Genomic DNA, 23,711 nt, shown 5'->3' with positions numbered 1-23,711 from the left:
GCCATTTGTCATTCGCTCCCTCACTGCGCCCACGACGGTTTGCCCGTCACGGGTGCGCGTTGTTGAGCCGGTGCTTGATACGCGGGTACCGCCACCTGTGCCGGAGCGCCAGAGTTGCCACCGCCCGTGGTCTTGGGCGGCACGCCCATGAACTTCGCGTAGTCGGGGTGGTCGGGTTCGACCGCCAGCTTGACCACGTTGCGATCCAGCCCTTTGCCGTCCTTCTCGATGTCGACGCGGGCGAGGAACTCCAGACCGTCCAGTTCGTGGAAACCCTGGATGCGACGCGCGGCGGCGGCCTGGGGGCTGTTGTCCTGCGGGTGGACGTTGCGGGCGCTGTTGAGCGCGGCGCGGATGAAGGTGCGCCCCATCTGCCCCCAGGTCGGCCCCTTCTGCGAATGCAGGCCGATGTTCGACCACATCTTGCGCTTGGCATGATCACCAGCGGTGACCACAAACTCGGCGGCGAGATAGACCGAGCCGGTATCGAAGGACTGGGTGGCGTAGCCGCCGCCCCAGCCTTGGCTGGCGTCGTCATAACCGCCGGGCTTGAGGGTCATGCGCACCGGCACGATTGCGCCCTTGGGGATCAGGTCAAAGCCGGACTGCTGTTGTTCGGCGTCGTTGAAGTCGTTCCAGTTGTTCTGCGTGTTCATGGTGGTCATTCCTTGGATTCGATGGATGCGGTGATGGCGGCACTGGTGGGCACAGCTGCGCCCGCGCACTTGGCGATCAGCGCGCCGAGGTCAGGGGGTTCGAGCGGGTCGAGGCGACCGCTGCGGTCTTTGGCCGGGAAGCCGTGGGGATTGACGGTGTGCGTGACGAAGGCGCGGTACGAGCTGCCGTCCTCGGCTTTGATCTCGGCCAACGTCACAACCTCATCGACGATGCCAGGCAGCTCCAGACTGGTCTTGCTGCCTTCGATCTGCGGCACGAACACCTTGCGGTTGTAGTCATCGAGGCGTTCGTCGAGGATGGCCACGAACACCACGTTCTTGCCGCGTGCGTGTTGCAGATGGGTCAGCGCGCCGATCATTTCCTGGCCGAGCAGGCCATAGGCCGCGCGCAGATCAGGCTTGCCGGAACGGTCGCTGACCGCACCCGGCTGCGTCTTGCACCACGCGAAGCACTGCCGCGACAGTTGCGTGATCGAGTCGAGGAAGAAGGTCTGGTAGCGGCCCAACTGCGCCGGGTCACCAAACTTCTCGACGACGTGATCGAAGTGCGCCTGCGAGAAGGCCGATTCCGGCGGCAGCGACTTGTCCGGGCCCGCGAGGAACACGAAGAAGTCGCGTGACTCGGGCCACGAGGCCGGACGGATGGTGTCGCCCGGCCAGTCGGCCACGGCCAGATCACCGGCCTCGATGTCGAGGAACAGCGTGGTGGCCGGATCGAGGTCTTTGAGCCGGGTGGTCTTGCCGATGCCGGACTTGCCCAGCATCAGGAGCTTGACGCCCTTGCGTTCGGCCATGCGCTGCTGCGCGGAGATGATGGGGAGGCTCATCACGCGGCCTCCTTCAGCTCGTCAGCAACCGCCGGATTCCAGAGGATCTGGTAGCCGCTATGGCCGTTGCGCGAGTACGGCATGGCTTCGGCCCATGCTTCACCGGCCTCGGTCAGTTCCCATTCGTCACGGTCGTTGCGCAGCTGCAGGCCAGCCGCTGCCAGCATCTGGTTGGTGGCCTTGGCCGAGCGGTTCAGCAGCTTTCCGAGTTGGGTGGCATTGAGCGCGCAGATCGGCTCATTGGCCGACGGCAGCGCGCGGCGCAGCACCTCGGTGGTGATGCCGGTGTTCTCCTGAATGCAGGTCAGCGTCGCCGCCGCCGCGATGCCAGGCTTCACGCCCGGCACCTTGGCTACAGCCTCGCCGATCAGCAGGATCGCGGACACGCGGTCGTGGGTTGGCGCGGGTAAGGTCGCCAGTGCGCCCGGGGCGGCGTAGCTGCCGGTCTTGCGGATCGCGGGCAGCACCTCGCCGGTCACCCAACGCTTGAAGCGTTTCGCGGCGTCCTTCGTACTGCCGAGGATCAGCGCGTAAAGGCCCGACTCGTTGACATGGTTCTGGCGTTGACGACCGCCCGCCGTAAGGGTCTCCAATTTCTGGAGATCCTCGGCATCGACATGGGATTTGATCGCCTGAGACGGATTACCCATCTCCAAGGCATCGCAGACGTCGCTGGCGTTGAACCACGGCAGGCCAGCACCATCGACCTGGACGCGCACGGCGTGCGCTTCGAACTGGAAGGGAATGATTGCGCTCATGGCCATTACTCCGAATCGAGGGAAAGGGTGAAAGACGGCTTACCGCAATCCACGGTGCGGGCGGCGGCGAACTGCTGTTGCAGCGCCGGAGGCCAGTTCGTGTAGCGGGACTCGGAGACGGACAACTTGATGTCGAGGTAGCCCTCGACCTTCTCGCCCGAAGCCACGATGCGCTCGGCGATCTCGGTCAGTTGCTGCTGGTTCCAACTGACCTTCTTGGGTAGATCGAACTTGAGATGCAGCGGGCCATCGCTGATGTGGGCGGTGCCGAAATCGCGGCCGGAGTCACGCAGCGCGGCGCGGGCCTGCTCGCCGTAGGCAACATCCAGCGCAGCATCGAACTTGGTGCGTGCCTTCTTGAGCCAGTCGATGGCCGCGTCGAGGTTCTTGTCGATTTCCGCCTTCTGCTCGGGTGGCAGCGCAGCCAGCTGGCTGACGGACATCTCGGCGATGTCGGCGGGGAAGATGGTCAGATCGTTCATGGCCATCCTCCTCACTGGTACGCACGAGTGAAGCTGGAGTAGCGCGAGACGCGCCGCTCGAAGGCTTCGATTTCGTGCAGGAGGTAGGTGACGCGGCGGCCGAGCTTGCAGTAGATCGGCCCGAGCTGCTCCTGACGCCAGCGGCGCAAGGTCTTGACGGATAGCCCCCAGCGGATGGCGAGCTCGTTTTCGTCGAGGGCGATGCACACGGCACCGCCGGAAGTAGGCTGGTTTGGAAACCGGCTTGATTGAATGGAATGGACTTGGTTTTGCATGAGGAGCACTCCTTTTGTTGGGGTGCTCCTACTTTCTTTCCGCAGGGCTTGCGATATTTCGCAGCCTTCCCGCAGAAATCACGCAGAAATTACAAGCGCCTGCTCCTCAGGCAGTTTCGGATTCCGCAGGCTCGTCACCAGTCGCCTGCGCGGAGTCCAGATAGTCGGGCGTACCGATGTTCAGTTCCCAGATACGGGGCTTGGCATTGCCATCGGCACCCCGAAAGTACGTCTGCCATTCCGGTGCGCCACGGAACAGTTCGGCCATCGTGCGAAACGAAACACCGGAGGCCGATTCAATTTGCGCTTTCGACCACTTGCGCCGTCCGTTTGCCCAACTGCCGACGAATACTTCGACCACGTCGAGCCATTCCTTCTTGGTCAGCGTCCAGGGATCAGACCACGGTCCGTGCAGCGTGCCGCTGCGCGCGTCATCCTTGATCAGGCGCGGAGTATCGGTTGTCGTGGCCTCGGTTTGACGACGACGGATTTCGGCTTCGACCGGCGCGAGGTCAATCGACACCTTCCCGCTGACGTCCTTGGCAAGTGCATCCAGCGATACCACGATGCCGGGCCCCAGGTAGCGGCGCGGGTGACCTGCCGTCGTCGACAACGCGATGGTGAGGCCGAGGTTTGATTGCCGCAGCTTCGTGTCCAGCTTGTCGGCGTGCTTGGGCTCCCACAGCCGCGACACCAACGCGACCGGAATACGCTGATCGCCCATTCGGTAGTTGCCAAGCACATAGGGTTCCTCGTCATCCACGGTCAACGGGATGTCGATCAGTTGTGACCGGAGCAGTTCATCGAGCCGTTCACGCAAGTAGCCCTTGCTGATGTCGTAGCGGCAGAGATCGCCTTCGGTCAGCTCGTAGCGGTCGCCGCTGACGTCATCTACCGCCGAGGTGCTCGTGCTGTTGAAGCTGACCTTCAGGCGGCGGAACCCCTGCTGGCCGTCGTCGTCCTCAACGGGGACGGTGATGTAGTCGCCCGGTGCCTTCTGCTTGAGCAGACCCTTGCTCACCAGATCGGCTGCGGTCATGCCAAGTGCCGCTAGCAGATGCCCATCGACTTCATGGCCTGCCAGATCGAGCAGCTTCATCTCGGCCCGGAACAGGGCAAGGTCAGCCCCTACCTTCGCCGGTTCGACGCGTTTCATCACGCCCAGCGAAGTCAGGATGTCTTCACCGCATTGGCGCAGGCGCGGGTCGGGCAGGTTCAGCAGATTGCACGAACCGCGCTGATCCACGGAGATGTCGAGGGCCCGCGCGTCCTGCTCACCGTCGAAGCGAATCGAGAACGAGAGCCGAACCTCCACTACGGAACGGCAGCTCGACAAGGGGTTGTGATCGCCGAAGTGCGAGTTGGACACACGCCAGACGCTATCGCTGTTCGCCATCGCAATCGTGACGGTGTGCCGGGTATGCCCAAGGGTGACGGTGAGTGAGGAAATCCATGCGTCCAGAATCACCGCGCCCCTTGCCTTTGCTGCGCGAAGATCGACCGACTGCTTGAACATGCCCAGTTCGTAGCTGATCGCCCCCACCGGCTGCTTCGAGAGCGGCTTTTCGAAGCCGACTGCGACGAAGCGATCCGCGAGGCGTTGCGCCGTGCCGCGCTTATCCGAGAGCACATGCACCTTGTTCGCGGCGGGGTCGTACACCAGCGTCGCTTCCAGTGCGGGCGTGAAGACCAGCAGATCGCGGCGACGATCCTTCATCTGCCGCAGCAGCTTCATCTTGCCGGGGTGGTAGACGACCAGATAGTGCATGCGCCGCTGGGCGTCCGCATCGCCTTCGTCCATCTCGAAATGGATCAGCTCGCAGTTCTGCTTGGCCTCGTCGTCCAGTTCGAGGATTTCGCCCACACCTTCGTGCAACTTCTTCTCGACCTCCGGCGTCCACAGGAAGTCACGCCCGTCGCCATCGCGCACAGTAAAGCCCAGGAACTTCTTGTGACCATGGAAGTGGTGGGTCAGATAGATGGTCTCGATCTGGTCGAAGACGCGGGACGCCTTCACACGCAGCCAGATCAGCCGGGTCATCGCATCCGCCGACCGGTCGAAGGTGCCGATCTCCGCGTACTGCTCGTACTCCAGCTGACCGTAGGCGTGCTCCAGCATCTCCTCGGTGCGAAATCGCACGAGCTGGAGCAGCCGCACGGCTTCCTGGTCGGCGATGGTAACGTCCTCGCGATTGACCGTGATCAGGTGCTCGCGCAGCGCTGCGCGCGCCTGATCTTCGGGCAGGGACGCATCGATGCCACCGAGCATGGCGAACTTGTCGACCTGCGCCAGCAGTCGGATGGCGGTGACGGTTGCCGACTCGATCAGGTCGGCGAGATGCTTGCTGTTCTTGTGAGACTTCTTGGCCACTCGATGTTCCTTGAAATAGTGCTGAGTGGCCTCCCTAGTGTCGGCACCGTCAGCGCGGTTCGACAGTCACGGGATGATTCCCAACATGATCTTGGTCTTGATGCTGGACAACCAGTCTTCTCGATGCTGCAAGGCCAAGGCGTCCAAATTTCCGCGCCCGACGCCCGCCTTTCGGGCGAGGTCTTCCAGCGAGGTCATGTAGTTGAGCCAGCCCAGTCCGTGCGATGCCACGAGCGCGGCCTTGTCGGCAGTCGTGACTACGATGACGTTCGACGGCAACAGCTTGCTGGCGTGCAGCCATGCGAAAAGGTGCTTTTCGCCGTCATCCAAGGTCATACATCCGGGCTGAGTGGCAACCAGTGCGGCCAGTTCCTTGCGGGTGACAGGATGCTGTGCTGCGAGCCCGGTCTGGAGGTCGGTGGGTGGAACCGCGATGTGGCGCGGATCAGATGGGTCGCCGGTCAATGTTTCTTCGACGCACTTCTCGACTGTTTCTACCGAGAAGTGCGTGGAGATAGCTGTCCAGCAGCGTGTGCGGAAGGCTTCGAGGATGACATTGGTGTCAGCAAATACGCGGATTTCAGGCATCGCGTATTCACCTCAAAGGTCAAACGGAGCGGGAAGGTCGTATTGGCCGAACAACTCGGTCAATCCGCCAAGGCCAAGGCCGATAGTTTTTGCCGCTTTGCGCGCCGACAGACGTCCGTTGTCCAGCGCCTCGTGCAGCATCTTCACGAAGGACGGAGAGAAGCGCTTGGGTGACCCGGACACGGAGGGGCGCTGCTTCTCCTGCGAGAGGCTTTGCCGGATGTCGTCGCCGATGAGCTTGAGGTTGAACAGCCGCCACGCCAGCGCCACGGGCGCGACGCGTAGCAGCGCGGCGACCTCGCACAGATGCGCGATGTCGCCCGCACGCTCCTGGTCGATGAGCTTGTCGAGCGAGGCGCGGGGCATCAGCAGCGCCGCAGCGAAACTGTTCGCCAACTGTTCGATGCGCTTGCCCTTGTTGCGTTCCTCGAAGGAGTTCGACTCCCGGTGCTCCGGCTTCATCGCATCCCAGGTCAGGGCATGGAAGAGTTCGTGGGCGAGATCAAAGAAGCGCCGAGCCTCGTTTTCATTGCGGTTGATGAGGATGACGCCCATCTCCTCCAAATGGCAGGTCGCGCCTGAGATCGACTTGCCATCGGCAGTCTCGACCGTGTCGACGAACAACACTGGGATATCCAGCTCGCGCTCGACCTTGTCGATCAGGGTTTCGGCAGGGATGACGCCCAAGTCGAGTTCGACGGCTAGGCTTTCCGCACGCTCCTGAGCATCCTCGTAAGACGACTGGGAGGATAGGCGCAGTGCGCGCTTGAGCACGCTGGCTCGGCTGTCTCGCTGCTCGCGCAGCCAGCGCAGCATCCCAATCCATTGACCCGCTTTCAGCTCGAAGCCATCCAGGCTGTCTTCCGGCACACCCGGGTCGGCACGCCAGTTGAACTGCGCCTCACCCGCGACGGCGAAGGGGTCGATGAAGAACTCGATGTCCCGATCCAGTAGATCGGACAGGGCGAGCATTTCCTCCGGCCGCAGCGTGCGCTTGCCGTTCTCAATGTCGGAAACCGACTGGCGGTCGTTCAGGCGGAGGCCTTGGGTGAGCTGATCTTGGGTCCAGCCCTTGGCCTCGCGCGCCGCCTTTACGCGAAAGCCGATCAGCTTGTGCGAGAGCTTGTCGAGCATGGGTAGGTACCTCCAAAACGGCATTCTACTATTGCATATCATAGTTCGCAAGAATATCTTGCGAAAGCACATTTGCAAGTTGATTGCCCGGAATTGCCATCCGCTTCGGACGATCAGGCTCACTATCCATGACGGTTGCTATTCCCCGGAGCCGTCATGAAAAACCTCGAACTTGCATCTCCCTCGGAGATGCCCGCCAGCGCGCGTGCTGGTGAAATCGCCGCCATCCTCGCAGCGGCCATCGTCCGCACGCTCGATGCCGATGAGCCGAAACAGAGAGCAGTTGGCCTTGGCTTCCTGCCCGACCAGCGCGTTCATGCAACTCCCTATCCACAGGAGAAGTTGTGATGAACGAGAAACAAGCTTCCGTCGCTGCGCGGATCGCGGAGCTGGCCAGCCTGCCCATCGCCGAGCTGTGGCTGATCTGGGATCGGTATTTCAGCAGCCGCCCGCTCAACCCCAATCGTGCCTTCATCGAGTCGCGCATCGCTTACAAGCTGCAGGAGGAAGCCTTCGGCGGGCTTGCTCCTGCCACGCGCCAGCGCCTCGAGGCCATCGGAGCCAAGCATTCGCAGATCAAGCTGCGCGCCAAGCCGCGCGAATTCGATTTCGCCCCCGGCACTATCCTGCTGCGCGAATGGGGCGAGCGTGAGCATCAGGTCACGGTGACCGCCGAAGGCCTGTTTGCCTACGACGGCCATACCTTCAAGAGCCTGACTGCCGTGGCCCGTCACATCACCGGCGCGCACTGGTCGGGGCCGCTGTTTTTCGGCCTGACCGGCAAAGGAGGCGCACGATGAGCGATGCCAGCCAGATCGCCAGCGCCAAGGCGCGCAAACGTTGCGCCGTCTACTGCCGGGTGTCCTCGGACGAACGCCTCGACCAGGAATTCAACTCCATCGACGCGCAGAAGGAAGCCGGTCACGCCTACATCGCCAGCCAGCGTGCCGAAGGCTGGATTCCGGTGGCCGACGACTACGACGATGGCGGCTTCTCCGGCGGCAATATGGAGCGGCCCGCGCTTAAGCGTCTGATGGCCGACATCGACAAGGGGCTGGTCGACATCGTGGTGGTCTACAAGATCGACCGCCTGACGCGCAGCCTGGCCGACTTCTCCAAGATGGTCGAGGTGTTCGAGCGCCACAACGTGTCCTTCGTGTCGGTCACCCAGCAATTCAACACGACCACCTCGATGGGGCGGCTGATGCTCAACGTGCTGCTGTCCTTCGCCCAATTCGAGCGCGAGGTCACTGGCGAGCGCATCCGCGACAAGATCGCCGCCAGCAAGCGCAAAGGCATCTGGATGGGCGGCGTGCCGCCACTGGGCTACGACGTCGACAAACGTTTGCTGGTGATCAACGAAACAGAAGCGGCGGTGGTGCGACGCATCTTCGCGGAGATGCTCACCATCGGCTCGCCGACCCAGATCGCCGCCAACCTGACGCTGGAGGGCATCACCACCAAGGCGTGGACGACGCAGGACGGCCAGGCCCGGCCCGGCGCACAGATCGACAAGAAATACCTGCACAAGCTGCTGCGCAACCGCATCTACCTTGGCGAGTTGTCGCACAAGGGCAACTGGTTCCCCGGCGTGCATCCGGCCATCATCGACCCGGGCCTATGGGGACAAGTGCATGAGGTGCTGGCCAAAAATGGCCACGCGCGGTCGGTGGAAACCAAGCAGCGCTCGCGCACCGATGCCTTGCTGCGCGGCCTGCTTTACGCGCCCACCGGCGAGCGGATGTACCCGACCTACTCGCGCAAGAACGGGCGCAAGTATCACTACTACGTGTCCAAGTCCGAAGCGCGCTTCGGTGCGCCGGGCAAACGCTACGAGCGACTGCCTGCGCTGGAGATCGAGGGCGCGGTGGAGGCCCAGATCCGCACTGTGCTGACCAGCCCCGAATCCATCGCCTCGGTGGTGCGCCACATCAAGAACCACCACAACAAGACCGGCGCGCCCATCAATGAGGACAGCGTGGTGATGGCGATGGCGCGGCTCAACGACGTCTGGGATCAACTTTTCCCGGTCGAGCGCCACCGCATCGCCAACCTGATGATCGAACGCATCGACCTCGTCCACGCGGGTGAAATGCAGGGCATCAAGGTGCGCTGGCGCGAAATCGGCTGGAACGCTCTGATCGAGGAATTTGCGCCCGACAGCATCGGCGCGGAGCTGCTGGAGATCGAAGCCTGATGTCGGTCATGGATGACGTATTCTTGCCCCTGAAGTTCCAGCGGCGCGGTGTCCAGAAAAAAGCATCCGACCACCGGCAGGCGCACGACGCGACCTTGGTGGAAGGCATGGCCCGCGCCTTCTACTGGCAACACCTGCTGGACACCGGCGCGATGCAAAGCGGTGCCGCCATCGCCCGCACCGAAAAGCTGCACCACTCGGTGGTCAACGAACTGCTGCGCCTGACCCTGCTGGCCCCCGACATCATCGAGCAGTTCATGGCGGGCAGGCAGCCACGGCGGCTGACGCTGATGTGGTTCCAACGCAACCGGCTGATGGTCGACTGGCAGGCCCAGCGCGAGCTGATCGCCAGCTTCGAGGAGGACGCATGAACAAAAAGCATCGTGGCCGCGCCAAGGGCGACCCGGTCACCTACCAGACACCGCTGCCCGCAGGTGGCGTACAGATGGAAACCTTCCTGCCGTGGACGCTGGTGCGCCGTGGTCTGAAGAAACAGGTCATCACACCATTGGATGCGCCGCAGGAATTTCTGGAAGAAGCGCAGCGCCAGCGACGGTTGCAGGAGGTGGAACAAGACAGCCCTTTGATGCGGGCGCTGGGCCTCGCGCATCACTGGCAGCGGTTGCTGGACGAAGGACGGTTCAGCTCCATGACCGAGATCGCGGCGGCAGAAGGCATCGACCTCGGCCAAGCCAGCAAGATGAGCCGACTGGCCCAACTCGCCCCCGACCTGATCGAAGCCATCGCCCTGGGGTGCCTCGAGGTGGGCGTCAGTCAGTTGCTGCGCGGCAAGTTGCCTGCGTCTTGGCTGGCGCAGCGTGAGGCACTGGTGGCGGGATCGCTCTGACATCAGCACCGCGCCGACACGCCGCCTCCGGGCGGTTTTTTTGTGCCTTTCTCTGTCTCGGTCGCGCCCGCCAGAGCAAGCGAAAATGCAAACCAATCGCCCGCAAACCCGCGCCAATGCAGGACTTCGAGCCTTGAATGTTCAAGAGGGTCGCAGAGAAAAACAGAGACAGAGAGGCCGAAAGCACCTGAAAACAGGAGTTGCAGGGAGGGCGGCGCTCAAGAGGCAAATGCCCGAAACCGCGCCAACACTGGCGTTTCGGGCAAAAAAAATCCCAACCGATAAGGGTTGGGATTTTGGGTTTTGGTGGAGGCGGCGGGAATTGAACCCGCGTCCGCAAGCCCTCTACAGCAAGTTCTACATGCTTAGTCTGATTAACTGGTTTTAACCGTTAACACGCCAACCGACAGGCTTGTTAGCAGCGAGCTGCCTTGAGTTTAACCCGGGATCAAGCAGCCCGATCCTGGACGATCTGATGTAAATGACGCTGTTGCGGTTGCCCGCCCGGCCCATCAGAGAACCGGTACAGCGGCCGGCAGTTTTTTAGGCTGCGAGGGCGTAAGTTTCGTCGTTTGCGACTATAGCGTTTCAGTGTTTTACGGGGTGACTGAGATCCCGGCATGCCCTCGTCTGCTTTGCAACCCACGTCGAAACCAGGTCGCCCCCAGATTTGGTACAGCTTGGAGTATACCACGCCTGCCCAAGTTCCGGACAGACGTGGTGGATACGCCTATGCTTCGACAGTGCCGGCATCCGGTGCGTTGTTCTGCACCGACAGGATGCCGTTCTCCATGGCAGCTGTGCTGGAGTACATTTCGCTGCGGCCGATTTCCTGGCCATTTCCGGCTTTCAGCACGAAGTAGGGCTCACCGTTTTTGGCTTCCCGTCGCTCAAAGCGGCTGACATCTGCCGCATTCTTTTTGACGGACTCGATACCGTTCTCTGCGGCGGCGCGGGTGGTGTAGATCTCGCTGGTCAGGATGATCTGACCATTACCGGCTTTCAGATTAAACATGAAGCCGCCGTTGCTGGTGGATTTGAGTTCAAACTTGCCTGCCATGACATACCCTCCGTGTGTGATCGGGAAATGCTGCAGGCATGACTATGCGCAAACCGGCCTGCTGGCGCAAGCCGGTTTGCTGTCATGGAATGTGAAATAGGGTCAAGCGGTGGGGGAGGGGAGCAGGGTGAGCAGGTCTTTAGGCTGGGCGATGCGCCAGTCTGCGCCCCAGGCTTCGGGTTGGTCATCGTCGGCGATATAGCCGTAATTGGCGAGGACGGTGGTCATCCCGGCGGCGCGGCCTGCTTCGATGTCGCGCTCGGCGTCGCCCACATACCAGCAGGCCGCCGGGTCAACACGCAGCAGGCTGGCGGCATGGTACATCGGCTTGGGGTCCGGTTTGGGCACGCCGACGGTGTCCCCACTGACAATGGCGCCTGGCGTGGTGGTAAAGCCGAGGGTGGGGACCAGCCGGTCGGTAAAGCGCATGGGTTTGTTGGTGACAATGCCCCAGCGCAGGCCGCGAGCCGTCAAGGCTTGCAACATGTCGTTAATGCCGTCGAACAGGCGGGTCTGGTCGCAGAACAGCGCTTCATAATGGTCGAGAAAGCGCTGCCGCAGGCTATCAAAGCCGGGGTCGGTTTTTTCGATACCAAAGCCCAGCCGTAGCAGTCCGCGTGCGCCATGGGAGGCGATCGGGCGAATCTGCTGCATGGGTACGGTCGGGCGGCCTTCTTCAGCCAGCAGGCGGTTCAGTGCGCCGCCGAGGTCGAGTGCGGTGTCGGCGAGGGTGCCGTCGAGGTCAAACAGGATGGCTTGCATGGGTTCAGGCTTTGCGGCAGGCGAGCAGATAGTTGACGGAAACATCGTCAGTCAACTGGTAGCGCTGACCGAAGGGCTGGTAGTCCATGCCTTGCAGCTGCACGATCTGCAGGCCAGCATCCCGTGCCATGCGGGAGAGCTCGGAGGGCTTGAGAAAACGCCCATAGTCATGGGTGCCTCGCGGCAGCAGGCCTAGCACATATTCGGCTGCGAGTACGGCTTTCAGGTAGGACACCGGATTGCGGTTCAGCGTAGAGAAGAACACGTAACCATCCGGCTTGGCCAGCGCGGCGCAGCTACGCACGACACTGGCCGGGTCGGGTACATGCTCCAGCATTTCCATGCACACCACACTATCGAACTGGCCTGCGGCCTCTTCGGCCATCTGCTCCACGGCAATGCAGTGGTAATCCACTTTCTGCCCGCTCTCCAGCAGGTGCAGGCGGGCGACTTTGAGCGACTTCTCGGCCAGGTCGATGCCGGTGACTGTCGCGCCACGCCGCGCCATGCCTTCGCTAAGGATGCCACCGCCACACCCCACGTCGATCACATGCTGGTCTGCAAGACCCGCGATGCGGTCGATGAAATCCAGTCGCAGCGGGTTGATGTCGTGCAGCGGTTTGAATTCGCTGTTCGGGTCCCACCATTTGTGGGCCAGCTGGCTGAATTTGTCGATTTCTTGCGGGTCGACGTTGAGGGTGGCGGTGCTCATGGTGTGGTTCCTGATCAGCGGGCGGCGATGCGGTCGTGCCAGATGCGGGCTTTCTGCTTCAGCTCGGCTTCATCCAGCGTGGTGAGCTGGCGGTTGTCCAGCAGGCACTGGCCTTGCACCCAGACATGGGTGACATTTTCACGGCCAGCCACATAGGCCAGTTGTGAGGTTGGATCGAAGCAGGGCTGGCAGACGATGTCGGACAGATCGACCGCAGTCAGGTCAGCCAGCTTGCCGACTTCAATCGAACCCAGGTCATCCTCACGCCCCAAGGCGCGTGCGCCGCAGATGGTAGCCATTTCCAGTGCACGATGGGCGGGGACCACTTCCGGGTTCTCGGTGGCGACCTTGGCCAGCAGGGCCGCGGCACGAATCTCGGTGAACATGTCCAGCCGGTTGTTGGAAGCGGCGCCATCGGTACCGAGGCCGACATTGATGTTGAAGTCGTGCAGGGTACTGACCGGGCAGATGCCGGACGCCAGCTTCATGTTGGACGAGGGGTTGTGCGCAATGTGTACGCCATGCTCCGCCAGCTGTGCCATTTCGTCTTCCAGCAGATGCACCATGTGCACCGCAATCAGACGCGGAGACAGCATGCCGAGGCGAGCCAGCCGCTCCAGCGGACGCACGCCGAATTCCTTGATGCTGCCTTCGATTTCGGCACGGGTTTCATGGATATGGCAATGAATCTGCATGTCCAGCTGGTCAGCCAGCGTCACCATGCGCTCGAAGGTGCGGTCAGAAATGGTGTAGGGCGCATGCGGGGCCATGGTGAACTGCAGCAGGGCTTCGCCACCATAGCAGTTGTGCGCTTCCAGACCCTTGCTCAGGTAATCTTCAGCATCCGATGCGTACTGGGTGGGGAATTCGATCACGTTGACGCTGACTGCGCCACGCAGCTGGGCATCCAGCAGTGCACGAGCGGTGGGTTGCGGGAAGAAGTACATGTCGTTCAGACAGGTCACCCCGCTCTTGATCGCCTCGGCAGCGGCCAGCAAGGTGCCGTCGTACACAAATTGCTCACCCACATGTTGTTTTTCGGCAGGCCAGATATGGTCCTGCAGCCAGGTCATCAGCGGCAGGTCGTCGGCAAAGCCACGCAGCAGGCTCATCGCCGAGTGGGTATGCAGGTTGATCAGGCCCGGCATCAGGGCATGGTCAGTCAGCGTAATATGTTCCTTGGCGACAAAGCGCTGTTCGGCTTCGCTGCTGGGCAGGATGGCAACAATCTTGCCACCGGCAACAGCCACCGAATGGTGTTCCAGTACGCGGCTGGCATGGTCGATGGTCACCACCCAGCGGGCAGAGATCAGGGTGTCAATTTGGTGCGGCAACATGGCGGGCATTCCTCAATACGGGTGTCTGGAGGTGGACCAACTGTCCACTCGCCGGGGGATGCCTCTATTTTAACCGGTTTACAGCAGACGTGCAGACGTGCTGACGTGCGTCGCAGTAGAATGGCAGGCTGTGACTGAGCCTTTGGGTCAGTCACAGCCTGCATCAATATGACGAGATTGGGGAAAAATTGAAACGAATTCATCTGGCCGCTTTGGGCCTGAGCTGCGTATTACTGGCGCAAGGTGCCTGGGCACTCTCCTTCAAAACACCGCGAGAGCTGGTGAAGGAATTTGATGCACGTTACACATCCGGTGCCACCGTCACCGACAGCTTGCAATTTGGTGAGAAAAAACTGCCGCTGCCTGCAGGCAAGTGGACGGTCAGCTACGCGCATGCAGAAGTGACTCACACCCAGATTGAGGGTGGTGGCGTGGACTATGACACGGGTGCTTACGGCGCCTTGTCCTTGGTCAAACTGGATGATGCCGGCCGTCAGCTGCAGGCAAGGTTGATTGTCACCGGCCAGCTGAGTGCGGCCAAAAGCCGGGGCTGGTATAACTTGAGTGGTTTTTGTGAGCCATTGAACAATGACTATGTCTACCAGCAGGATGTGCGCAGCCGGAATGAACACCGGCAGGACTGTGCCGCTACTTACCTTAGTGTCGTACGTCCTCGCGCGGAAGATGGCAAGGACAAGCTGGAGGTGGCGGAGGCTGCTTTCCTGGTGCAAAAAGGGGTGGCATTGCCAGCCGTCATCATTGAACGAGCGAGCTTCATGTCCCGCTATATGGATGCGATCAATCTGCACTATGGTGTGAACATGGACCTGGACACGGCCAAGCCTGAAAAGCTGCAGTTCTGGAGTGAGGCAGACTGGAAGAAGAAGGCGCTGGATACCGCGCAGCAAGATCTGGTCAAACGTGTCGCCCAGCAAGGAGATGCTCTGCGGGACAAGATCCGTGAGGCGCTCGACTATTGAGTCAGCAAACCGGCCTGGCCGGGACTGCTGAATGAGGCTCTGCATGGCGCGCTTAAGCGTGCCATGCAGAAAACATGTTTAACAGTTTATTTCATGCCGACGTGTTAAAAAGCAGGATGCCGACAGCACTGCTGTGTGTTTGCTTGAACTTTGCTTCATAGGTTTGTGATTTTAAAAGAATATTGCTTTTTTATGCCGAAACGGCTAAAACAGAACTAGGGCTGTCATGTTGCGGCCCGTCTTGATTAACGGATAGTGATACTTTTGCCTGAGACCCCTGTGTTGATCCGGCCCTCCCGGATACGCCAGCTGATACTGGCGGCCCTGAGCTGTCTGGTCGCAACCCCTGGCGTGGCCTTGGTGTTGGGGGAGGCGCGCGTCCGTTCCCATCTCGGTTTTCCTTTATCCATTACGGTGCCGTTTACCGCAGATGCAGGCGAAGAGATCCTGCCGGAATGCATTCAGCTGGGCGGCAGTGGCGAGGGGTATATCCGGGGTGCGTCCATCCGGGTCGAGACACAGCGCTCCGGCGGCAGTATCGTGATCCAGACCCGTGCTGCCATGCAAGAGCCGGTGGTTCGTCTTTATGTGCAAGTCAGTTGTTCACCCAAAGGGCAGCTGGCACGGGATTACAGCTTGCTGCTGGACCCTGCGCCCCATGGTGAGCCGCCCGCTGAGCAGCCTGCCGTTGCCTCCGCCTACCCCTTGCAGTGGGTGGCGCGTGAGGGCGACAGCCTGATCAAGCTGGCGCGACAATGGTATCCGGGACAGGGCCGTAACCAGCAGCGTTTTGTACAGGCTGCGTTGCAAGCCAACCCACAAGTCAGCTCGTCTTCACAAAACATCCCGGCGGGCGTGGTGCTGGCCTTGCCGAGCCCGGCACAGGTACGTGCTGTGCGGCTGGAGCCGGTGTCACGACCCGCGACGGACGTTGCAACCACGCCGCCAGCTGAAGTCAAACCCAAGCCGGTCGTCAGCAAACCGGCACCGCAGCCCAAACCGGCAGCCCCTAAACCGGCAGCCCCTAAACCGGCGGGCGGTTCGGTATCCGTGACCGTCGGCGGGGTCTTGCCGGAGCCACCGCTGACGCCAGCGACCGGAACGTTTGGCCTGAAGCTGAGCTACGACCTGACGGAGCCCACCACGCCCATGACGGAGGCGCAACGGGCTCAGCTACGGCAGAAAATGCAGTTGATCAATTCCGATGACCAACTGGCTTACCTGTTGAACCTGCAGACCCAGATGCAGCAAATGCAGGGCGAGTTGCAACAGCTGAAGCAGCAACGTGGTTTGCCTGCTGCAGCCCCTGCCAGTGTATCGGCCACGGTGCCTGTCACAGCTGCACAGCCTGCTGCCACACCCGCTCGTGAAGAGGAGGGCCATTGGCTGCGCTATGGATGGTGGTATGCCGCAGCGGGCCTGATCCTGCTGGTGATGGCGTGGGCGGCATGGCGCTATCGTCAGCGGCAGGAGTCGGATAACAGCTGGTACTTTGAAGATGGTCCCGCGCCTGCTCAGGCCGAGGTCGACACCCCGACGCAGCTCACCATGGTTCACCCGCTGGATCAGCCTGCGCCTGCCGGTTTGCGCGAACCCGCCGCCAGCAACGAGCTGGACAGCGTACCGTTGCGCAACGAGCAAATTGTGGTGGAGGACGGTGATCGCTGGGCGGTGGAAGAGGCGCAGGTCTTCCTGTCTCATGGCTGGGTGGAGCATGCGGTATCGCTGTTGACCGAGGAGGTCGACAAGAACCCGTACCATCTTGATTTGTGGCTGATGTTGTTTGAGATTCACAAACAGCACGGCATGACGGATGCGTTTGATACCTTGGCCGACCGTTTCCGTGAGATCGCCTACGGTTTGCCGATCTGGGACAAGGTGCAGGCCATGCGCGATGAAATGCATGGCGGCGATACCACGGCCGCGGAAGCGACTGGCGCAACGGGAGAAGGTGCTGACTCATTGCCGGCTGCTGATGCCGCGCCAGAAGCCGCCCCCGCTGAGATGATGACGCTGGATGTGCCCCCCTTGTCATTTGAACTGGATGAGGCCGCTGCACCCGCCCCGAGTGCCCGGGTCAGCAAGGTGGTCGCGACGCCCCAGACAAGCAGTGACACGCTGGACTTTGATCTGGAGCTGACCTTTGATCCGCCCAAGGAAGGCGAGCTGCCGCCCGCGCTGACGCACTCGGCCGGACATGCCAAAGCCGAACCCTCACCGGATTTTGACCTGCTGGATTTTGAGGTGGATACCCCACCTCCTGCCGAAAAGCCGTCCCGCCGTTAAGAACCTGTTTATGGTCTGCTGTGTGATGGTACTGCAGTGTTCAATGCCACGCTGCGGGATGAGGGGCGTGGGTAGCCAGACCACACGTCTCCTCAGCCGCTTTGACTTCACTGCAACCCATGTTCGTCAGTCTATAGACAGGCATTGAGCGAATGCCTTCTTGGGGCGGTGGGTCTCTGATCGTGCGTCTGCTGTACCAACCGCCCAGTATGAGCGGCTGGCGTCCGTACTCAGGGCTGCTCCAGATCTCCTGCCTTCTGTCCGACATTGCTTTCCTTGCCACGCAGCAGGTCAGCAATATTGCGTTTGTGGCGATAGATCAGCAAGGCAGACAGCACCACAATCGACCCGGTCAGCGGGCTGTTGCCCAGCCACCACCAGGCGGCCAGTGGGGCAACCAGTGCGGCCGTCAGCGCGGAAAGCGATGAAATACGGAAGGCCGCCAGCATCAGTAGCCAGGTCGCCAGTGCGGCAGCGCCCAGACGCCAGTCCAGCGCCAACAGAATGCCCAAGGCCGTGGCGACCCCCTTGCCGCCATAGAAGCTGAAGAACACCGGCCACATATGCCCCAGTGTGACGGCGATCACCACCAGTGCTAGTCCGTAGACGTCCAGACCGTGTGGCACGCCAAAGTGAATGGCCAGGGCCACCGCGACCCAGCCCTTGATGCCATCGCCCAGCAGGGTCGTGAGGGCGGCCAGTTTGTTGCCGGTGCGCAGCATATTGGTGGCACCGGGATTTTTGGAACCGAAAGTGCGCGGGTCGGGCAGGCCAAACAGCTTGCTGCTGACGATTGCGAACGAGATCGAACCAATCAGATACGCCAGCAGGACAAAGCCTATCGTCAACATCATAAATCCCTTACAATCAGAAGCTTTTGATTGTAATGGATTTTTGCGTTCGGCCAAAGCCATGCGGTAATAAGGACATGAAATGGCGTTCAGGCCGACCCACTGAATGAGTGAATCAAGGTTTACAAGCATGCGCAGGCTGTGCCATGGTGAAGGGATAGCACCGTACAGCAGGCTCAGACGAAAACAGATCAGGTGGAGAGGGGAAAAGCATGGCAAGGCCACGCCGTAACATCGAGCTGGTGCGTCAAAAGATTCTGGAGGAGGCGAAAGCCACCATCCTGGAGCTGGGCTGGGAATCGCTGACCATGGTGACATTGGCCAAGCGACTCAATATGTCGGTGGGCAATCTGTACAAGTTTTTTGACAGCAAGGACGAACTATTTCTTGCCATCTTCACCGATTTCCATGCCGGCTTGAACCAGCAGCTGCAAGATCACTTGCACGAAGAATCGCTGGATGAACCCCACCTCGGCAAGCTGATCGACATCTACTTCCACTATGCCAACAGCCAGTTTCACCTCTACGAGCTGGTGATGCACCCCCCCATCCTGTACAAGGATTTTGTCGATACCCCGCTACAGCCCATGGCCGAAGACATGCGCAAGGAAACCCTGCGCACCATGGATCTTGGCAAGCGCGCCGTAGCCGGTGCCTTGCGGCAAAAAGGAGTGCAGGTGGACGAGCGGGAGCTGGTGGCGCGTTTCGTGTACTTTTTCAACAGTGTACACGGCCTGCTGCTCACCATGCACTCGCGCATCATGCCCTACATCCTGTTTGAGCCGGACGCCATGATCCCGCTGCAACTGGCGATGATCCAGAAGATCGTGCTGTCTTCTGCGCCATTTTCACAGGAGCTGGCCGCTCAATCCTGAGGAGCGGTGGACAGGTGTAGGGCGTGGCGGGCCACCAGCAGGCCGTCCGGGTCGACATACACCTGTTCACCGGGCGTAAAGCGCACGCCTGCAAACTGCACGGTCAGGCCGCTTTGCCCTTCGCCCCGCTTGTGACTTTTCAGAGGGTGGCTGGCCAGCGCATAGACCCCCAGCGGCAAGCGGCTGAGGGCTACACTATCGCGTACACAGCCGTGGATCACCAGCCCGGCCCAGCCATTGCGCACGGCCAGCTCGCCCAGCTGGTCACCTAGCAGGGCGCAACGCAGCGAGCTGCCACCATCCACCACCAGCACCCGGCCTTCGCCCGGTGTTTCCAGCGTGCTGCGTACCAGACTGTTGTCCTCAAACAGCTTGAGGGTGGCAATCGGTCCCTGAAACTGTTGCACACCCCCAAAATGACGCAAGCCGGGGCATGCAATCTGCAGTTGCTCCGACCAGACATCACACAGGTCTGCGGTTTGCCAGTTCATGTTCATGCTCCGTGTACCAAGCCTTTGATCCACTCACGATAGATACGATCTGCCCACTGGTTGCTCTGCGGGATGGTGCGCTCCAGCCCGGCCAGGATGTCATCCGCCGGACTCACACTGGGGTGGTGCTGTACGGATTCAATCTCAGCACGCTCCTCGATGGTCCAGTAGCGTACCTTGGGCGCATTGACCTCACAATGAAACTGCATGGCCAGATGCTTGTGGCCCACCACAAAAGCTTGGTTGGCCCAATAGGGGCTGCTGGCAATCAGGCGCGCACCTTCAGGCACGGTGAAACCCTCGCCGTGCCACTGGAATAGCGATACCGTTTGCTCACCCCCCAGCCAGCGTTCGGCATCCTGTGGCTCGGGCAGGTGGATCCGGCTCCAGCCAATCTCTGGCATGGGGACGGGCCCTACGGTACCGCCCATCGCTTTGGCGATCAACTGCCCGCCCAGACAGTGGCCAATCACCGGGATGTCTGCCGCCAACGCCTCCTGCACCAGCGACATCTCCTGTCGCAGCCAGGGCAGTGTGTCCTCATCATTCACGCTCATCGGCCCACCCAGCATGCAGTAACCGGAAAAAGCCCGAATGCTGGCGGGCAGCGGCTCGCCCAGATCCATGCGGAACAGTTGCCACGGAATGCCGGCAGCGGTGAGGAAGTCGGCAAAATAATCCGGGGTGTCGTGTCCAATCTGCTGGACGATGGCAACGGGCTTCACGCGGTCGCTCCTGCGGCAAAAGCCCCATCATCCGCAAAGCCCGGGGCAAGTTCAAGCCAGCGGGCTGGAAAATTTTTTAAACGTGGTTAACCCCATTTTCGGCGCGTCATCGTTTCAGTCTGCATGATCCCTCAACCTGGAGTCCATCATGCGCATCACCCCCGCCTTGCCCCTCTTGCCGCTGGTGCTGCTGCTCAGCGCTTGCCAGCAGCCACAACAGACGACGTCATCCGCCTCCAGTAGCACGGGGGGGCACAAACCGCTGCCGCCTCAGGTTTCCACGGTGCCGCCAGAGGCGCTGGATGATGTGCCACCCCAAGCCCCGCTGCCTTCAGCGCAGCTGGAAGTGAAAAAGCAGGAGCGGGCGGCCCCAGCGGGAGCGCTGAGGGACAAGGACGTCCGTGTTGCAGAGAGTGCTGCGCCAATGGCTGTGGAACCTGAGCCAGCGTGGGTAACCCCGCCCGCCAACACCGAGGTCTATGACCATTTGAAACGCAACAGTGTGGTCAGCGTGGCGCAAGACCCGATCTCGACCTTTTCGATTGACGTGGATACCGGCTCCTACAGCAATGTGCGGCGCATGCTGAACCAGGGTACCCTGCCGCCGGCGGATGCAGTACGGGTAGAGGAGCTGGTCAATTATTTTCCTTACCAGTATCCACAGCCGGTGGTGGCCACCGGCGGCAAGGTACAGCCGTTCACGTTCAGTACCGAAATGGCACCGGCGCCGTGGAATCCGAACAGCCATCTGCTGAAGATCGGCATCAAGGCCACCGACGCGGCCACCACCAGCCTGCCACCGGCCAATCTGGTGTTTCTGGTGGATGTGTCCGGCTCGATGGATGAGCCGAACAAGCTGCCCCTGCTGAAGAACGCCCTGCGGCTATTGATCAACCAGCTGCGTCCACAGGACAAGGTGTCGCTGGTGACCTATGCACAAGGTAGCCGAGCCGTGCTGGAGCCAACCACAGACCGCGAAAAGCTCCGCAACGCCATCGAGCGGCTGCAGCCCGGCGGCGGCACGGCAGGCGCTGCTGGTATTGAGCTCGCTTACCGCATGGCGCGTCAAGGCTATCTGGATCAGGGCATCAACCGTATCTTGCTGTGCACTGATGGTGATTTCAATGTGGGCATCAGTGACTTCAACCAGCTGAAGCAGATGGTGGAAGAGCGCCGCAAGAGTGGCGTCTCCCTCTCCACGTTGGGCTTCGGTGAGGGCAACCTCAACGACCGGTTGATGGAGCAGCTGGCCGACGCCGGTGATGGTCAGTACGCCTATATCGACAACCTCAATGAAGCGCAGAAGGTCCTGGTCGACGAGTTTAGCGCCAGCATGGCCACCGTGGCCAAGGACGTGAAGCTGCAGCTGGAATTCAACCCGGCCCAGGTATCGGAATACCGCCTGATCGGCTTTGAGAACCGTGCACTGAAAACCGAGGACTTCGACAATGACAGGGTCGATGCCGGCGAGATTGGTGCCGGGCACACCGTGACGGCCCTGTATGAAGTGACGCTGGTGGGGCAAGCAGGGCGGCTGCCCACGCCGCGCTACGCGCCGGCGGCAGGCAAACCCGCAGCAAGCCCGGCGACCAACAGCAATGAATTGGCTTTCCTCAAGGTCCGCTACAAGGCACCGGGCAGCAACAGCAGCCAATTGCTCACCTCGCCGGTCTGGAAGCAGCAGATCAAGCCGCTGGCACAAACCAGTGATGACTTCCGCTTTGCCGCTGCGGTGGCCGCCTTTGGCCAGCAGTTGTCGGAAGATGGCAAATACCTGGGCCAGTTTGGCTGGGACGACATTATTCGGCTGGGAGAGGGCGCACGTGGGGCAGACCGCTTTGGCTACCGCGCCGAATGGCTCAAACTGGCACGCCTCGCCAAGAGCCTGAGTAGCAGCAAGCCGCAGGGGCGCGGCCTGCCCCCGCTGTATCCGGTGCCGCAGGAGGGCTGATCTACGCCACAGGGCTGGCGTCATGAGGGCGGCATCGCTACACTTGCCGCACCATGACCCAAGCCCTGACCGAGCTGCCTGACGAAAGCCTGATGCTGCGCTATGCCGGTGGTGATGCCGATGCTTTCGCCATTCTGTATGAGCGGCACAAGCGTGGGCTGTACCACTTTCTCGCCCGCCAGTGTGCCCATGCCCCCTGGCTGGACGATGTGTATCAGGATGTGTGGATGAATGTCACCCGGGCTCGCAGCAGCTACCAGCCGCAGGCGGCCTTCCGCACTTGGCTGTACCAGATCGGCCGTAACCGCCTGCTCGACTACCTGCGCCGCCATGAGCCGCTGTTGTTGCAGCAGCTGCAAGGTGACGAGGATGAGGACCCGTTGACGCAGCTGGTGGATAGCCGCGCACCACTGCCTGAGCAGGTGATGGACCGCAAGCAGCAGGCAGAGGCCATTCGGCAGGCACTGGCCGAGCTGCCCGCCGCTCAGCGCGAAGCCTTCCTGCTGCGGGAGCATGGCGAGTTGTCGCTGGAGGAAATTGCCCGCTTGACCGGGGTCTTGCCGGAAACGGCGAAGAGTCGTTTGCGTTATGCCGTACAGCGGTTAAAGCAGTCGCTGGCTGGCTGGAAAGGAGGGGCGCATGGCTGAGCAACGCGCCGTGTCACCGACACAACTGGATGATCCGCAGGTCTCTGCCGCCTATCAGGCCCTGCCGGATGAAGGCCCCTCCGCAGAGCTGGACGCCCTGATTCTGGCTGCTGCACGTGAAGCCGTAGCGCAGCCAACCGTGGTGCCACTGCGCCGCCCCCGCTGGCTGGTGCCGCTGTCGCTAGCCGCCAGCCTGATGCTGGCCATCGGCGTGGGCTGGCAGGTGCAGCGCCAACAGGCCGCGCACCCCGCCTTGCAAGATGAAAGCACGCCGGATGTTGCGATGGCCTCAGCCGTAGCCCCTGAATTGTTGTCGGGTTCGTCCCCCGCAGAGGCCGAGCTGGCACCGGCCGCGCCGATGCCAGCGCCCTCCGCGCAAGCGGACGCCCAGGTCGCCGCACCCGTGGTGGCCGCACGTGCCCGCACCGTGCCTGCGGCCAAACCCGCAGTCAATGCCGAGTCACGCATGAAAGACAAGGTGGGAGCTGCCCAGCCGGAACCCTTGGCGGAGACGGTGACGGCAGACAGCGAGTCATTGAGCCAGACTGCACCGGAGATGGCGCCTCGTGCCAGCGCGGCCCCTGCTCCCAAGGTAGAGGCCAAGGGAGGGCTGGATGCCCGTGTCGCCGCGAACAAACCCGAGCCACCCAAGGCCGTTGAGCTGGAGAAAAAGCAAAAAGCAGCTGCGCCTTCGGGCTATGCCGCCCCGAAAGAAGAAAGCCTGCCACCTGCGGTCTGGCTGCAGCAAATCCGCCAGTTGCGCCAGCAGGGCAAGCTGACGGAAGCCGAGCAGGCGCTACAGCGTTTCCGCAAAGCCTACCCGGACTATGCCATCCCGCCCGACCTGCTGGCCGGGCGAGCAGCGTCTGCTCCATGAG

26 protein-coding genes and 1 other RNA gene are annotated in these 23,711 nt (G+C 61.6%); 11 read left to right on the top strand and 16 right to left on the bottom strand.

The features are described 5' to 3' along the window. Window positions 1–20: 20 nt before the first annotated feature. The 8 genes from ACE3O2_RS14175 to ACE3O2_RS14140 all read right to left on the bottom strand — a co-directional run bounded on the left by ACE3O2_RS14175 (window position 21) and on the right by ACE3O2_RS14140 (window position 7,112). The gene (locus ACE3O2_RS14175; protein WP_374338543.1) at window positions 21–656 is read right to left on the bottom strand and encodes a hypothetical protein; all 636 of its coding nucleotides are present in this window, start codon (window positions 654–656) and stop codon (window positions 21–23) included. Window positions 657–661: 5 nt separating this feature from the next. Next, window positions 662–1,504 carry an ATP-binding protein gene (locus tag ACE3O2_RS14170; protein ID WP_374338541.1) on the bottom strand — a complete coding sequence of 281 codons (843 nt, stop codon included), beginning with the start codon at window positions 1,502–1,504 and terminating at the stop codon, window positions 662–664. Then, a complete protein-coding gene (locus ACE3O2_RS14165; RefSeq protein ID WP_374338539.1) occupies window positions 1,504–2,262 on the bottom strand; it encodes a Bro-N domain-containing protein in 759 nt (252 codons plus the stop codon). Before ACE3O2_RS14165 ends, ACE3O2_RS14170 begins: the two co-directional genes overlap by 1 nt. A 5-nt stretch (window positions 2,263–2,267) precedes the next feature. Then, window positions 2,268–2,744, bottom strand: coding sequence for a hypothetical protein (locus tag ACE3O2_RS14160; protein WP_374338537.1), 477 nt, complete (start codon window positions 2,742–2,744; stop codon window positions 2,268–2,270). A gap of 11 nt (window positions 2,745–2,755) precedes the next feature. Further along, window positions 2,756–3,019 (bottom strand): helix-turn-helix transcriptional regulator, encoded by a 264-nt coding sequence (locus tag ACE3O2_RS14155; RefSeq protein WP_374338535.1) that lies wholly within the window; start codon window positions 3,017–3,019, stop codon window positions 2,756–2,758. A 106-nt stretch (window positions 3,020–3,125) separates the two neighbouring features. Next, window positions 3,126–5,390 (bottom strand): hypothetical protein, encoded by a 2,265-nt coding sequence (locus ACE3O2_RS14150; RefSeq protein WP_374338533.1) that lies wholly within the window; start codon window positions 5,388–5,390, stop codon window positions 3,126–3,128. A 66-nt stretch (window positions 5,391–5,456) separates the two neighbouring features. Beyond that, window positions 5,457–5,978 (bottom strand): hypothetical protein, encoded by a 522-nt coding sequence (locus ACE3O2_RS14145; protein WP_374338531.1) that lies wholly within the window; start codon window positions 5,976–5,978, stop codon window positions 5,457–5,459. A 12-nt stretch (window positions 5,979–5,990) separates the two neighbouring features. Next, window positions 5,991–7,112 (bottom strand): ImmA/IrrE family metallo-endopeptidase, encoded by a 1,122-nt coding sequence (locus tag ACE3O2_RS14140; protein ID WP_374338529.1) that lies wholly within the window; start codon window positions 7,110–7,112, stop codon window positions 5,991–5,993. A 156-nt stretch (window positions 7,113–7,268) separates the two neighbouring features. Between ACE3O2_RS14140 and ACE3O2_RS14135 the strand changes: the two genes are divergently transcribed. The 5 genes from ACE3O2_RS14135 to ACE3O2_RS14115 are packed head-to-tail and all read left to right on the top strand — an operon-like array spanning window position 7,269 to window position 10,156. After that, on the top strand, window positions 7,269–7,460 hold the full coding sequence (locus ACE3O2_RS14135; protein ID WP_374338527.1) for a hypothetical protein: 192 nt from the start codon (window positions 7,269–7,271) through the stop codon (window positions 7,458–7,460). Beyond that, window positions 7,460–7,912 (top strand): DUF2924 domain-containing protein, encoded by a 453-nt coding sequence (locus tag ACE3O2_RS14130; RefSeq protein WP_374338525.1) that lies wholly within the window; start codon window positions 7,460–7,462, stop codon window positions 7,910–7,912. The genes ACE3O2_RS14135 and ACE3O2_RS14130 overlap by 1 nt, the downstream gene beginning before the upstream one ends. Then, window positions 7,909–9,309, top strand: a complete 1,401-nt coding sequence (locus tag ACE3O2_RS14125; RefSeq protein ID WP_374338523.1) for a recombinase family protein — start codon at window positions 7,909–7,911, stop codon at window positions 9,307–9,309. Before ACE3O2_RS14130 ends, ACE3O2_RS14125 begins: the two co-directional genes overlap by 4 nt. Window positions 9,310–9,317: 8 nt before the next feature. Beyond that, window positions 9,318–9,680: a site-specific recombinase resolvase gene (locus tag ACE3O2_RS14120; protein WP_374338521.1), complete on the top strand. Its 363-nt coding sequence runs from the start codon at window positions 9,318–9,320 to the stop codon at window positions 9,678–9,680. Next, complete coding sequence (locus tag ACE3O2_RS14115) at window positions 9,677–10,156, top strand: hypothetical protein (RefSeq protein WP_374338519.1); 480 nt, start codon at window positions 9,677–9,679, stop codon at window positions 10,154–10,156. The genes ACE3O2_RS14120 and ACE3O2_RS14115 overlap by 4 nt, the downstream gene beginning before the upstream one ends. Before the next feature lie 304 nt (window positions 10,157–10,460). On the opposite strand, the gene ssrA is transcribed toward ACE3O2_RS14115, so the two are convergent. The 5 genes from ssrA to ACE3O2_RS14090 form a co-directional block, all read right to left on the bottom strand. After that, window positions 10,461–10,822, bottom strand: a transfer-messenger RNA (tmRNA) gene (gene ssrA, locus ACE3O2_RS14110). 64 nt (window positions 10,823–10,886) lie between these two features. After that, window positions 10,887–11,216: a YegP family protein gene (locus ACE3O2_RS14105; RefSeq protein WP_374338517.1), complete on the bottom strand. Its 330-nt coding sequence runs from the start codon at window positions 11,214–11,216 to the stop codon at window positions 10,887–10,889. A 102-nt stretch (window positions 11,217–11,318) separates the two neighbouring features. Further along, window positions 11,319–11,978 (bottom strand): HAD family hydrolase, encoded by a 660-nt coding sequence (locus ACE3O2_RS14100; protein ID WP_374338515.1) that lies wholly within the window; start codon window positions 11,976–11,978, stop codon window positions 11,319–11,321. A 4-nt stretch (window positions 11,979–11,982) separates the two neighbouring features. Further along, on the bottom strand, window positions 11,983–12,690 hold the full coding sequence (gene ubiG / locus ACE3O2_RS14095) for a bifunctional 2-polyprenyl-6-hydroxyphenol methylase/3-demethylubiquinol 3-O-methyltransferase UbiG (RefSeq protein WP_374338513.1): 708 nt from the start codon (window positions 12,688–12,690) through the stop codon (window positions 11,983–11,985). A gap of 14 nt (window positions 12,691–12,704) precedes the next feature. Further along, entirely contained in the window at window positions 12,705–14,027 is a 1,323-nt protein-coding gene (locus tag ACE3O2_RS14090) for a TRZ/ATZ family hydrolase (RefSeq protein ID WP_374338511.1), read from the bottom strand. A gap of 188 nt (window positions 14,028–14,215) precedes the next feature. On the opposite strand from ACE3O2_RS14090, the gene ACE3O2_RS14085 reads away from it, so the two are divergent. Both ACE3O2_RS14085 and ACE3O2_RS14080 read left to right on the top strand, forming a co-directional pair. After that, window positions 14,216–15,007, top strand: coding sequence for a hypothetical protein (locus ACE3O2_RS14085; protein ID WP_374338509.1), 792 nt, complete (start codon window positions 14,216–14,218; stop codon window positions 15,005–15,007). 264 nt (window positions 15,008–15,271) lie between these two features. Continuing rightward, on the top strand, window positions 15,272–17,293 hold the full coding sequence (locus tag ACE3O2_RS14080) for a FimV family protein (RefSeq protein WP_374338507.1): 2,022 nt from the start codon (window positions 15,272–15,274) through the stop codon (window positions 17,291–17,293). Between the two features lie 230 nt (window positions 17,294–17,523). On the opposite strand, the gene plsY is transcribed toward ACE3O2_RS14080, so the two are convergent. Further along, window positions 17,524–18,144 carry a glycerol-3-phosphate 1-O-acyltransferase PlsY gene (gene plsY / locus ACE3O2_RS14075; protein ID WP_374338700.1) on the bottom strand — a complete coding sequence of 207 codons (621 nt, stop codon included), beginning with the start codon at window positions 18,142–18,144 and terminating at the stop codon, window positions 17,524–17,526. A gap of 212 nt (window positions 18,145–18,356) precedes the next feature. Here plsY and ACE3O2_RS14070 point away from each other — a divergent pair, with 212 nt between their 5' ends. Then, on the top strand, window positions 18,357–19,019 hold the full coding sequence (locus ACE3O2_RS14070; RefSeq protein WP_168877616.1) for a TetR/AcrR family transcriptional regulator: 663 nt from the start codon (window positions 18,357–18,359) through the stop codon (window positions 19,017–19,019). On the opposite strand, the gene rraA is transcribed toward ACE3O2_RS14070, so the two are convergent. Further along, window positions 19,010–19,510 carry a ribonuclease E activity regulator RraA gene (gene rraA / locus ACE3O2_RS14065; RefSeq protein WP_374338504.1) on the bottom strand — a complete coding sequence of 167 codons (501 nt, stop codon included), beginning with the start codon at window positions 19,508–19,510 and terminating at the stop codon, window positions 19,010–19,012. The genes ACE3O2_RS14070 and rraA overlap by 10 nt on opposite strands. 2 nt (window positions 19,511–19,512) lie before the next feature. After that, the gene (locus tag ACE3O2_RS14060) at window positions 19,513–20,235 is read right to left on the bottom strand and encodes a type 1 glutamine amidotransferase (RefSeq protein WP_374338502.1); all 723 of its coding nucleotides are present in this window, start codon (window positions 20,233–20,235) and stop codon (window positions 19,513–19,515) included. A gap of 148 nt (window positions 20,236–20,383) precedes the next feature. On the opposite strand from ACE3O2_RS14060, the gene ACE3O2_RS14055 reads away from it, so the two are divergent. From ACE3O2_RS14055 to ACE3O2_RS14045, 3 genes are read left to right on the top strand one after another with little or no spacing between them, the layout of a single operon-like run. Beyond that, window positions 20,384–22,186 carry a von Willebrand factor type A domain-containing protein gene (locus tag ACE3O2_RS14055; protein WP_374338500.1) on the top strand — a complete coding sequence of 601 codons (1,803 nt, stop codon included), beginning with the start codon at window positions 20,384–20,386 and terminating at the stop codon, window positions 22,184–22,186. Window positions 22,187–22,239: 53 nt separating this feature from the next. After that, window positions 22,240–22,833: an RNA polymerase sigma factor gene (locus tag ACE3O2_RS14050; RefSeq protein WP_374338498.1), complete on the top strand. Its 594-nt coding sequence runs from the start codon at window positions 22,240–22,242 to the stop codon at window positions 22,831–22,833. After that, entirely contained in the window at window positions 22,826–23,710 is an 885-nt protein-coding gene (locus ACE3O2_RS14045) for a hypothetical protein (RefSeq protein WP_374338496.1), read from the top strand. The genes ACE3O2_RS14050 and ACE3O2_RS14045 overlap by 8 nt, the downstream gene beginning before the upstream one ends. The last annotated feature ends 1 nt before the right edge of the window (window position 23,711 follow it).

Origin of the sequence: Leeia sp. (assembly GCF_041909055.1) — a bacterium.
Lineage (GTDB): Bacteria > Pseudomonadota > Gammaproteobacteria > Burkholderiales > Leeiaceae > Leeia > Leeia aquatica.
Note: the sequence above shows the minus strand (reverse complement) of the source record. Positions and strands in the feature narration are given on the sequence as shown.